Genomic DNA, 9,965 nt, shown 5'->3' with positions numbered 1-9,965 from the left:
AAAACTGAATACTGAATACTGAACACCCTACCTGTAAGGTCAAAAGCTTTGAAACCTCAAGAAGTTGCGCAACGTGGAGAAGCTTTTTCGGATTATTTACCTTTTGACTTTGAACTGCTCCATCCATCATAATAATTGCTACTTTTGTTTGGCAACCTACCCTTAACCTTGCCCTTGCGAGTAACCTGCCCATACTTATCTCTATAGACGGTGGTACCTGTATTTCCTGAATGTTTGGTGATGCTAGAACCTGTTTTCTTGCCATACTTATCACGATAAGTGGTAGAAATCGTTCTGGAAGAGAACAAGCCATGACTTGTTGTACTTGTGCTGGTGCCCGTTTTTTGCCCATACTTATCCTTGTAAACCGTAGTGGTCTTGCCGAAAGAGTGGGTCTTACTTTCTGATGTTCCAGTAATTTGTCCATACTTGTCTTTATACACAGTCACACGCTTGCCACCTCTTACCGTAGTTTCAGCAGTACCTAGGTTCTCGCCATACTTGCCACGGACAGTCTCTTTGACTGTCTGAGCATCAATACAGGAACTTAGTCCTGCGAATATAAGGAATACCAAATACTTCTTCATACAATCCATTTTATTAAGTTGCGGACAATCCTATCCGTATTTTGCCGGTAAAGATACAAAAAATATAGATATGTTGAATGTTATTTCTTAAATTTCGATTATAAAAGTACAACTTTTCCGTGTTTTCTATCTGTACAGCAACACAAATCCCTCTATGATGTCTTTCGAAAGCATGTAGCGTACTGCTAAAAGGCCAAAGAAAACTAAAAATACTCTGAAAACTTGTCTGTTAGGCTAATATTCATGTACTTTGCATTTTGAATATTAACTAAATAGATAAGATTATGCCGGATTTTTCAGACACAGAGCGTCGACTTATCGATTTATTGAAGGTCGGAGCAAAAATTTCTGCCAAAAATTTGGTGTTTCCAAATAAATGTAGTATTTTTGCCCCTATATATAAAACTATAGGCTTATGGTACATGTAAATGAAACAATAGTTATAAAGAGCTCTTCTCCCAAGATGGCAGAATGGGTGAAGAAACTGAAGGCTCATAAGGCTGAGCAGTTGGAAAAGCTGCGCAACGTAGAGAAGTGCGACTTTGAATTTCAGTTCTGATGAAGGAGGCGGTCTATTCTTTTTCTAATAGTGCTGGAGATAAATTTTACCTTCGCCTTGCTGCTGATAGTGATTTGTTTCTTTCAAAAGAATTGGCTTCTTTTTTGAAAGATAAGGGTTTTGAATTATGGGGTATTTATCTTGAGAGATTAGGTAACGTCCAAAAGGTAACACCTATGAAACTTTTGAATAAAGTATCTCAATTAATTGCAACATTTTTTATAGGTCATCCTAATGCTATATTGTATTATCAATGTGATGACATCTCGGATGTTCCTATGAGCTTTAAGAAAAAAGAAACTGGAATGTTGGTGCAGGAATATCGTAATCGGCTATTTACTAGTATGTTTGAAAAATAGTCAGAAAGTTAAATGTCTCAGTTATAGATACTCCCATTTACATTGATGCATGTGGTAACGATGTGTACATTCATTTGATGTCGCGCGAGATACATGCGGATATAGCAGAGATTATCAGTAAGGACATTCATCAAGGCTTTGATAAATAAGCCTTAGTGAATGTCCTTGTTTTAATATCCAATAAGTAAAATCCCTTTCAAAGGTAATTTGATTCTATTGGTAATATACATTGTTTCTAAGAACGGGTAAATTCTTTCAAAATCATTGTGATTGCGATAAATATTTCTCACCGCAATCACTAAGTATTCCACGCTAAACATCATAGAAGCTTCGAAAATATCTTTTAAGAATTGGTGGTTCTCTGTGGCCCTGCCGGCTTCTACCTCGATGACAATTTTCTTGTCTGCACTAATGGCATCTGCATAAAAATGTTTGTCTATGCTGTTGTTGCATCCGAAAAGAACAGGTACTTTTATTTTTCCTTCATCCTTCTTGTTTTGTTCTACGCAATAACCGATTTTTTCGAGTCCTGGACGAACTATAGATAATACATCATCAGACTTCAAGTCGTTTATAGAAGACGAAATCTTATCTTCTGCTTTTTTAAAGACATTGATGACTTCTTCCATAGGTTCGATTAATCCTATGGAACGTGGGAAGAATTGATATTGAATGTTTGTATCTTGCATGATTCAGAATCTTATTTTCTGGGCAAAGATAATGTTTTTTGCCGATATGACCAAGAGAAAAACCTATTATTTGTATAGCTATAACTATACATCAAGTAAGCTTTTCTTATATTGAGACTTACAGGAAATCTTATTTTTAGAATTCGTATAAGATGTCTTTGTGTAGTAATAACTATACGATTATCAGACATTTGTATAGTTATAACTATACATTAACAAACTTTGGCCTTCTTTTGGCCTTTATTGGCCTTTTTCTTAACAGTATTATTTTTTATCAATGTACCTTTGCAATTCAAAAATAATGAATTATGGAATTACTGATAAAAGAAGTTTTAAAGCGCAAAGGTATATCTGTGAAGGAATTGAGCCAACTGTTGGGCGTAACTAGAGATGCTTGCTATAAATATATCAATGGAAATCCGACCATCAATATTCTGGATAGGATAGCTAAAGTGTTGGATGTTGACGTAAGGAGTCTGATTAATGGCAGGGACGGGAAGGAGTTCCGTGCCTCAGACGATATTATGGGTAAGGCATAAGGATAGCTATGAATTTAATCAGTTTGTTTTCAGGAGCTGGAGGTCTTGATTTAGGCTTCCAGATAGCTGGTTTCAGGATAATGATAGCAAATGAAATTGATGCCAAGATTTGCCCCACTTTCCGTGCCAATTTCCCCGATGTTCATCTTATCGAGGGAGACATCCGGAAGCTGTCGCCTTCGGATTTCCCGAATGATATTGATGGTATCATCGGCGGTCCTCCCTGCCAGTCTTGGAGCGAGGCGGGTTCGCTGAAGGGAATCAATGATGCACGAGGACAGCTCTTTTATGATTATATCCGCATATTGAAGGATAAGCAGCCGCTCTTCTTCGTGGCTGAGAATGTATCAGGAATGCTGGCTGCCCGCAATGCTGAGGCTGTTAAGAACTTCCTGGCTCTCTTCGATGAGGCAGGATATGATGTGAATCTTCAGATGTTGAATGCCAACGATTTTGATGTTCCTGAAGACAGAGACCGAGTGTTCTATGTAGGTTTCAGAAAAGACCTGGGCATCAAGGAATTTGTTTATCCTACACCGCAGAGCCATCGCCCTACGCTCCGTGAGGCAATCTGGGACTTGAAGGATTCGGCAATCCCTGCCAAGGAGAAGAATCATAGCAATGGTGATGCCTGCAAGGTGCCAAACCACGAATACTTCATAGGTGCATTCTCACCCATCTTCATGTCGAGAAACCGAGTAAGAGCATGGGATGAACCTGGATTTACGGTACAGGCTAGCGGTCGCCAGTGCCAGCTCCATCCTCAGGCGCCGAAGATGATTAAGGTAGAGAAGAATCTGCAAAAGTTTGTGCCTGGCAAGGAGCATCTCTATCGCCGTATGACGGTAAGAGAAGTAGCTCGGGTCCAGACATTCCCTGATGATTTCAAGTTTATCTATACCGATGTGAATATGGGTTATAAGATGATTGGCAATGCCGTGCCGGTGAATCTTGCCTATCATATGGCAAAGCAGATTAAGTGGACGCTTGAGTCACGGGGAATCAAGAGCAAGAGGGCATAGGAGTATTTTTTATAGGAGGTCGCAATATGAAAGTAGTTTCATTCTTTTCGGGATGTGGTGGCTTGGATTTAGGTTTTGAACAAGCTGGTTTTGAGGTTGTATGGGCAAACGACAACAACCCCGCAGTGAAGGAAACCTATCTCCTGAACCATCCGGGCACATATATCATCAAAGTATTTGGAGAATCTGGGATTTCATCCTTCTGGTGATCAGTATTGGGTATTTGAAGTCTTGGATGTAGAAACAGAGAACAGAACGGAATATATTAAAAACTATGTTTCAGGGCATGGCGGTATGAAGATGAAACCCTATATCCTGGAGCTAAAGCTATAAGTCTTTTTCCTGAGAATATCATAGGAAGTAGAGAGAAAAAGTGATTTTCTCAACACCAAAGGAGTGCTTTCACAAAAACATTTCGAAATTTTTGCACTTGCTTGTTGAATTCGCGGTTATGAGTGGGCTCAGTTATAGTTATAATCAAGTAAAACAAGCAGTGCAGAGTGCTGCACCTACCATAAAAATACCATAAAAGTAACAGGGAGAAGTGATGCTACAAGAATGCTCACTTTTCCCTCTTTTTTTCAAAAAAACTAAAAATCAGAAAAATAATAGTACTCATATTACGAATTAAGGAATCGTAGTACACGCCTCTATTTCGCTCTTTCTTTGTAATTTCACACCGAAATTTAAAAAAGAAATTATGGGAAAGGGACGTAGTTACATGAATTCATATGCCGATGGCTATATGAGAGGCAAGGTTGTCAAGGAAGTGGGAGCACTCCTTGACCACATGATAGTGGAGGAAATCACAACCCCCACAATAATAAATTTGGAGTTTGGCTCTGCTTACGATACCATCAGAAAACTTAGGCAGCAAGAAACCTCAATATCTTTTGAGGTCATCAGACAATTCTGCTACGTCATTGGCTACTATCTCTACCAGGAAATACAGGCGGTGGAGAACTACAAGAAAAATGTAAGAGATAGGGAAACCAGACTTGCCATACTGTATGAGATGAAAGAAAAATATAAGAAAATTTACGGAATGCAAGCCGCTGTGGTTCTTAACCTCATGCATAAGGGAAAGGATTTGCTGGCTTTAATGAAGTAAATATAAGTGAGATTTTCCGCCTCGCTATGTGTTAGCGAACTCATTTTGGGGCTAATTCTAATCTATAATATAAATACCGATAAAAGAAAATAGTATCTGATAAAATCGGAGACCAACTGTCCCCTAAGGGTGTATTCCCTTATAGCACTCCTGGCATTTGCTTGTTCCAGCAAAAATATGTTAGCGCAAACAAATTCTGACGTCCTCTACTAAGGAACGAGCGACAAAGAACTTAATTTACTAACCATCATCAATTTAGAATTATGGGTAGATTTATCATCAAGCTCGTGCGCTTGATTCTGAAGTATGGGCGATTCAGCCTTGTTTGCGTGGTCATTCAATTGAATGGCAACAGCAAGTATATTGAGTATATGAACAACGATTTTAAGGAGGAGAAGCCATGCTTGGAGAAGGAAGAACCATAAACGTAACGGGCAATGCCTGCTATATAGAGTATGTGGAGAATTGCTATGTGAATGGTATCGCCAAGAAGAAGAACGATGACGATCCTGCGGCACGTATGTCGGATGAACTGAAGGGAGAGAGGGGACTGGCAGTCTTGAAGAATCTGCAGAAACATGGGTTGCTCGATGAGAACTTCTACCCTATGGAGCTGTCCAACTCTGAGTCTGCGGTCCTTGCCTATCAGATAGCCATAACGCTGGGTATCAATGAGATGTGGAAGGTGTTCTCTGACCTCTGGAATATTACTCCCAATGCCCTGAGAGCTGCTTATAATAGAGGAATGGAGCAGAAGAAGACGATAAAATTCCTGGATGAAATAACCCCTTTGCTGAACGGTAGTACTAGTACGCGTACATAGTACGTACTAGGTAAGTATAAAAATATCTCCGTACCTTTGCACCCGTAATCAGACAAGTAAAGTCTGGTTGCGGGCGTTTTTTGTTTATAGGAATCCGGTACCGTTCCTGAAACTGAAATCTGGCGAATATCTCGCAGCCCAACCCTTTAATATGATATATTGATATGTTAGGAAAAGCTTATGTGTTTTATCATCCGCAGTATGGCGGATTGAGAGTGGTGAACAACGACGAAGGGTTGTTCTTTTGCATTGAGGACCTGGTGGCCATCACCGATATCGGCAGAGATACATTGTTCCCGGTATTAGCCGACACGGAGGGGAAAGTGGTAGAAATGTATGTGGAAGTGCATACAAAAAAGGTGCCGAAGGATTTTACACATCGTTTGTTTTTTGGTGAATTCTTTGGTAATGCTGACAAGGTGGTGCAAAAAAGTAGAATAGCTTGGAGAAATATGATATTCGTTGACTCTCAGGTGGTGAGAGATATGACGATAGGCTGTTCGAAAGATCCGGAGCGTAAGTTGTTTTACAAGTGGGTCAAGGATTATATCCAGCCTGTGATGGAGGACGAGGATAGATGTTGGCGTCATGAATGTGTCATGATGAAAAGAATCTGTTATGACCCTCTAGAAAAGCCGATTGACATCCGATATGCTGCCGACGGCCTGTATATCAACGATATGAGAATCAACTGACATTATTCATCTTATAAACAAGAGATTACAATCATGAAACAAGCAGCAAAGAAGCAGCTCCTCAACGCCCAGAAGGTGGACGGAGCCATCATCAGTGAGGAAAACGGTACCATCGCCTTCCGCAAGGCGCCATGGAACGATGCCGAGGTTATCTGCGAACAGCCTAAGGTGATACCGGGCAGAATGGTATGCTCTGGCGAGAAGGGAGGTGACGAGTTCGACTTCAAACCTTACGAGCATACGGGTGAGAAGATCTTCGAGGAAATCTTCAAGACCAACCACGCCGTGGTGCGCACCACCAAGCGCACGGTGCAGGTGAACTATACCTTCAGCCGAGACCTGGACAAGCAGGACATGTTGCGCTACCTCAAGGCTGAGCACAAGGAGCTGATTGCCGGATTCAAGGAGGCAGACATCAAGGGATAATGTATCATTCAACATTTAAAAAAATGGAACATATTATAGCATATAATCCGTACAAGAATGGCAATAAGGGGAGCGTAAGCTCCCAGCCACTCTCGGTCTATGACAAGACCATCGCTTATCCCTGGATGGCAGACCTGGTAGCTGCCATCCGTGGGGGTAACGATGAACTGAAGAAGCAGCTGCCTTTCCGCTGCGCTCACTACTACCAGTTCCGGGACAACAGACGCTCGCAGAAGAACGCCGTGCCAGAAAGCTTCCTCTTCCAGACCACCATCGACGTGGACGATAAGAAATATGTGGACAAGGCGATAGAAAAGGCACGTGAGCTGAACTGCAGCGACACCATCTGGAAGGGCGCCCTGCTGCACCTGGAGTACTCTGCCCGCAAGAAGCTGCACATCGACATCCGCATGCCCGTGGGCATGACTATCGAGGAGACGCAGCGAGCCTATTGCGAGGCGCTGGGCGTACCCTACGACGAGAGCTGCATCACGCCTGAGCGCATGCTCTTCATCACCGACAAGGAGTCGGAAATCTATCGCTCGCCCCATTGGTACGAGGTGCTGCCACAGGAAGAGCTGAAGAAGCGCAGACAAGCCTACCTGGACCGTGGGCTCACCATCGACGGAAGAGGTGTGGCTGTTTCTGCTATTCAGCCTGTCCAACCTTGTGATAGCAATGCTGCTCATGCTGTTCATCTCAGCCCTGCTGGAACTCCTCAGGAGGCTGTCGCTGTGGCAACCGGCAAGAACCTCGCAGCCTTCGACCTCTTCCGCAATGCGGCTGGCCTGAAGGACGTAGATATCAACACCCCAGGCTCGCGCCACTCATCGCTCCTGGCAATCATGAGCGCAGGCGCATCGAGAGTGATGCCCGAAGACGAACTGAAGGCGGTGGTGGCGCAGAAGATGCCTGCCTTCTCGCAGGAGCGTGACTGCCAGCAGCTCATCCACGACTTCTATGCGAAATATGGCGACAGTTCGAAGCCGATGTCACAAGCCGTGATCCGCATCAATGCCCAGGCAGAGAAGTCCTCCCAAAAGGATGACGTATCGTTCAAGACCATGAGTTCCGAGGACGGCACGGATTCCAATGCGGAAGATGATAAAATCGCTCCGCCTCCGATGCCCGAACATCTCCCAAAACTCGTGGAGCTTCTGCTATCGAAGACCCCGGACATCTACAAGCCTGCCGTGGCTCACGCCATCTTCCCACCACTTGCCACACACCTCTGCAAGACCACCTTCAAGTATATTGACAACGTGGAGCACGAGGCTACCCTGATGTGCTGTCTGCTGGCGGGTACGGGCGCAGGCAAGAACTGTGTGCAGATGCCTATCAACATGATTATGGAGGACATCAGAAAGCGAGACCGTGAGAACCTGAACCGGGAGAAGGAATGGAAAGAGGAGGTGACACGCAAGGGCGCCAACAAGGATAAGCGCAAGCGTCCGGAAAACCTCATCATCCAGGAGATTGACGCCGATATGACCAACCCGGCATTCGTCATGCGCACGGCTGAGGCTCAGGGACATTTCCTCTATACATCGCTCAACGAGATAGACCAGTTCGACGCCCTCAAGGGGCAGGGCAACCAGCAGTTCAAGATCATGTGCCTTGCCTTTGATCCTGGGAACTCATACGGCCAGACCCGCGTGGGCACATCGAGTATCACCGAGCGCATCACCATCCGATTTAACTGGAATGCATCGACCACCGTCCAGCTGGGGCAGCGATATTTCTCCAAGGTGCTCACCGACGGACCTATCAGCCGCATCAACTTCTGTACCATCCCGGAGCGGGAAATCGGTGCCGATATGCCTGTATATGGCGAATACGACGATGCCTTCAGAGAGGCACTCAAACCGTACATAGAGAATCTGTGCAAGGCGTCGGGTAGGATAGACTGCGCTGAGGCTTTCGCCCTGGCAGAAAAGTTGAAGGAGGAGAACGCCGACTTTTCGCGTATGTCGCAAAACAGGGTGTTCGAGAATCTCTCCTTCCGTGGCAACGTAATAGCCTTCCTCAAGGCTTGCGTGCTATACGTGGCAAACGGCTGCAAATGGGAACCCGAAATAGAAGAGTTCATCAGATGGAGCGAGAGTTACGACCTGTGGTGCAAGATGATTTTCTTTGGCGCAGGTATAGCCAAGGCTAATGAGGTGGGAGAGAAATCGAGCAAGCGAGGACCAGCCAACCTGCTGCAGCAATTGCCTGACACCTTCACCTATGCGCAGGCTGAGATGGTACGTCAGCAGAACGAGTTCGGCAAGAAGGGCACGGCGATGATGCTGAGAAACTGGGTGAACCGCCATTACATCGAGAAGATTCCTCCGAAGGGAGCAAATGCCGACGGAGCGGACGGAAAGCAGGGCGGAAAGGTATTCAGTATTCAGTTATTCAGTTTTAAGAAGCTATTATATCGTTCCGACGGACTCGACCTGAGAGGTTTCAATGTTTAATAGTTTTAAAAAAACTTAACACTTAATATTCAGACAAAATGGAAATAGTATTAAAGCGTATAGCTAAAAGAGGAACTTATACCATAGGCAGACTCTATCTGCTGGACGATGCGAGTGTAAAGCGTAACTCGCTGCCCGGTAAGAAGATAGACGACAAGAGAAGATTGGTTCATACCTTTGACAGCCAGCTGCTGTCCAAGGATACATATCTCTGCGATACCATGGAGCCTACATGGCGCAATCTGTTGGGTATCAAGCTAAAGCCAGAGGAAGTGGATGCCCGCTATAGCCGCCAGAGCGGCGTGAAGGCACGTAAGGTACCTGGTCATACGGCCATTCCTGAGGGATCATATCCCGTGGTCATATCGTATTCGCCAAGATTCAAGCGTTGGCTGCCATTGCTGTTGGGCGTGCCGAATTTCGAGGGCATCCGCATCCATGCAGGCAATTATCCTGACGACACGCAAGGCTGCATCCTCGTGGGGGAGAACAAGTTCGAGGGCATGGTGGTGGACTCCCGCATCTGGCTGCAGCGACTCATCAACGCCATGACAGCGGCTCGCGACCGAGACGAAAGTATCTGGATAACCATCCAATAGGATAGGGAGTCATAACTTTTACCATAAAAAAAGATGGCGCGTCATAAGTTTATGACACGCCATCCTTTGTACACCCTTAGGGATTCGAACCCTA

General features: G+C 44.5%; 14 protein-coding genes. 12 read left to right on the top strand and 2 right to left on the bottom strand.

Annotated elements, in window-relative coordinates:
• Nucleotides 1-92 precede the first annotated feature (92 nt).
• Complete coding sequence (locus tag DW657_RS15310; RefSeq protein WP_118313304.1) at nucleotides 93-587, bottom strand: hypothetical protein; 495 nt, start codon at nucleotides 585-587, stop codon at nucleotides 93-95.
• A 415-nt stretch (nucleotides 588-1,002) separates the two neighbouring features.
• Between DW657_RS15310 and DW657_RS17975 the strand changes: the two genes are divergently transcribed.
• Nucleotides 1,003-1,146, top strand: a complete 144-nt coding sequence (locus DW657_RS17975; RefSeq protein WP_158577403.1) for a hypothetical protein — start codon at nucleotides 1,003-1,005, stop codon at nucleotides 1,144-1,146.
• On the top strand, nucleotides 1,146-1,505 hold the full coding sequence (locus DW657_RS15305; RefSeq protein WP_118313303.1) for a hypothetical protein: 360 nt from the start codon (nucleotides 1,146-1,148) through the stop codon (nucleotides 1,503-1,505). Before DW657_RS17975 ends, DW657_RS15305 begins: the two co-directional genes overlap by 1 nt.
• 170 nt (nucleotides 1,506-1,675) lie before the next feature.
• On the opposite strand, the gene DW657_RS15300 is transcribed toward DW657_RS15305, so the two are convergent.
• The gene (locus DW657_RS15300; RefSeq protein ID WP_118313302.1) at nucleotides 1,676-2,194 is read right to left on the bottom strand and encodes a hypothetical protein; all 519 of its coding nucleotides are present in this window, start codon (nucleotides 2,192-2,194) and stop codon (nucleotides 1,676-1,678) included.
• A gap of 308 nt (nucleotides 2,195-2,502) precedes the next feature.
• Here DW657_RS15300 and DW657_RS15295 point away from each other — a divergent pair, with 308 nt between their 5' ends.
• The 10 genes from DW657_RS15295 to DW657_RS15255 all read left to right on the top strand — a co-directional run bounded on the left by DW657_RS15295 (nucleotide 2,503) and on the right by DW657_RS15255 (nucleotide 9,871).
• The gene (locus tag DW657_RS15295; protein ID WP_118313301.1) at nucleotides 2,503-2,733 is read left to right on the top strand and encodes a helix-turn-helix domain-containing protein; all 231 of its coding nucleotides are present in this window, start codon (nucleotides 2,503-2,505) and stop codon (nucleotides 2,731-2,733) included.
• Nucleotides 2,734-2,741: 8 nt separating this feature from the next.
• The gene (locus DW657_RS15290) at nucleotides 2,742-3,755 is read left to right on the top strand and encodes a DNA cytosine methyltransferase (protein ID WP_118313300.1); all 1,014 of its coding nucleotides are present in this window, start codon (nucleotides 2,742-2,744) and stop codon (nucleotides 3,753-3,755) included.
• A gap of 26 nt (nucleotides 3,756-3,781) precedes the next feature.
• A complete protein-coding gene (locus DW657_RS15285; protein ID WP_118313299.1) occupies nucleotides 3,782-3,964 on the top strand; it encodes a DNA cytosine methyltransferase in 183 nt (60 codons plus the stop codon).
• Nucleotides 3,965-4,455: 491 nt separating this feature from the next.
• Complete coding sequence (locus tag DW657_RS15280; RefSeq protein WP_118313298.1) at nucleotides 4,456-4,866, top strand: hypothetical protein; 411 nt, start codon at nucleotides 4,456-4,458, stop codon at nucleotides 4,864-4,866.
• A 263-nt stretch (nucleotides 4,867-5,129) separates the two neighbouring features.
• Nucleotides 5,130-5,291 carry a hypothetical protein gene (locus DW657_RS17970; RefSeq protein ID WP_153097475.1) on the top strand — a complete coding sequence of 54 codons (162 nt, stop codon included), beginning with the start codon at nucleotides 5,130-5,132 and terminating at the stop codon, nucleotides 5,289-5,291.
• Nucleotides 5,267-5,689, top strand: coding sequence for a hypothetical protein (locus DW657_RS15275; protein ID WP_118313297.1), 423 nt, complete (start codon nucleotides 5,267-5,269; stop codon nucleotides 5,687-5,689). Before DW657_RS17970 ends, DW657_RS15275 begins: the two co-directional genes overlap by 25 nt.
• A 164-nt stretch (nucleotides 5,690-5,853) precedes the next feature.
• Nucleotides 5,854-6,384, top strand: coding sequence for a hypothetical protein (locus DW657_RS15270; RefSeq protein ID WP_118313296.1), 531 nt, complete (start codon nucleotides 5,854-5,856; stop codon nucleotides 6,382-6,384).
• Nucleotides 6,385-6,417: 33 nt separating this feature from the next.
• On the top strand, nucleotides 6,418-6,810 hold the full coding sequence (locus DW657_RS15265; RefSeq protein ID WP_117664285.1) for a hypothetical protein: 393 nt from the start codon (nucleotides 6,418-6,420) through the stop codon (nucleotides 6,808-6,810).
• A gap of 23 nt (nucleotides 6,811-6,833) precedes the next feature.
• Nucleotides 6,834-9,272 carry a hypothetical protein gene (locus DW657_RS15260; RefSeq protein ID WP_118313295.1) on the top strand — a complete coding sequence of 813 codons (2,439 nt, stop codon included), beginning with the start codon at nucleotides 6,834-6,836 and terminating at the stop codon, nucleotides 9,270-9,272.
• A gap of 38 nt (nucleotides 9,273-9,310) precedes the next feature.
• Entirely contained in the window at nucleotides 9,311-9,871 is a 561-nt protein-coding gene (locus DW657_RS15255; RefSeq protein ID WP_118313294.1) for a DUF5675 family protein, read from the top strand.
• The last annotated feature ends 94 nt before the right edge of the window (nucleotides 9,872-9,965 follow it).

The sequence above is a fragment of the Prevotella sp. AM23-5 genome, from assembly GCF_003473645.1.
Taxonomy (GTDB): Bacteria; Bacteroidota; Bacteroidia; order Bacteroidales; family Bacteroidaceae; genus Prevotella; species Prevotella copri_A.
This window is presented reverse-complemented; position numbering and strand designations above follow the sequence as displayed.

What these genes read in the sequence shown, in the direction of transcription:
- DW657_RS17975 (WP_158577403.1), top strand. Translation starts at nt 1,003, where the DNA reads ATGGTACATGTAAATGAAACAATAGTTATAAAGAGCTCTTCTCCCAAG.
- DW657_RS17970 (WP_153097475.1), top strand. Translation starts at nt 5,130, where the DNA reads ATGGGTAGATTTATCATCAAGCTCGTGCGCTTGATTCTGAAGTATGGG.
- DW657_RS15285 (WP_118313299.1), top strand. Translation starts at nt 3,782, where the DNA reads ATGAAAGTAGTTTCATTCTTTTCGGGATGTGGTGGCTTGGATTTAGGT.
- DW657_RS15300 (WP_118313302.1), bottom strand. Translation starts at nt 2,194, where the DNA reads ATGCAAGATACAAACATTCAATATCAATTCTTCCCACGTTCCATAGGA.
- DW657_RS15270 (WP_118313296.1), top strand. Translation starts at nt 5,854, where the DNA reads ATGTTAGGAAAAGCTTATGTGTTTTATCATCCGCAGTATGGCGGATTG.
- DW657_RS15305 (WP_118313303.1), top strand. Translation starts at nt 1,146, where the DNA reads ATGAAGGAGGCGGTCTATTCTTTTTCTAATAGTGCTGGAGATAAATTT.
- DW657_RS15280 (WP_118313298.1), top strand. Translation starts at nt 4,456, where the DNA reads ATGGGAAAGGGACGTAGTTACATGAATTCATATGCCGATGGCTATATG.
- DW657_RS15290 (WP_118313300.1), top strand. Translation starts at nt 2,742, where the DNA reads ATGAATTTAATCAGTTTGTTTTCAGGAGCTGGAGGTCTTGATTTAGGC.
- DW657_RS15295 (WP_118313301.1), top strand. Translation starts at nt 2,503, where the DNA reads ATGGAATTACTGATAAAAGAAGTTTTAAAGCGCAAAGGTATATCTGTG.
- DW657_RS15255 (WP_118313294.1), top strand. Translation starts at nt 9,311, where the DNA reads ATGGAAATAGTATTAAAGCGTATAGCTAAAAGAGGAACTTATACCATA.
- DW657_RS15260 (WP_118313295.1), top strand. Translation starts at nt 6,834, where the DNA reads ATGGAACATATTATAGCATATAATCCGTACAAGAATGGCAATAAGGGG.
- DW657_RS15310 (WP_118313304.1), bottom strand. Translation starts at nt 587, where the DNA reads ATGAAGAAGTATTTGGTATTCCTTATATTCGCAGGACTAAGTTCCTGT.
- DW657_RS15275 (WP_118313297.1), top strand. Translation starts at nt 5,267, where the DNA reads ATGCTTGGAGAAGGAAGAACCATAAACGTAACGGGCAATGCCTGCTAT.
- DW657_RS15265 (WP_117664285.1), top strand. Translation starts at nt 6,418, where the DNA reads ATGAAACAAGCAGCAAAGAAGCAGCTCCTCAACGCCCAGAAGGTGGAC.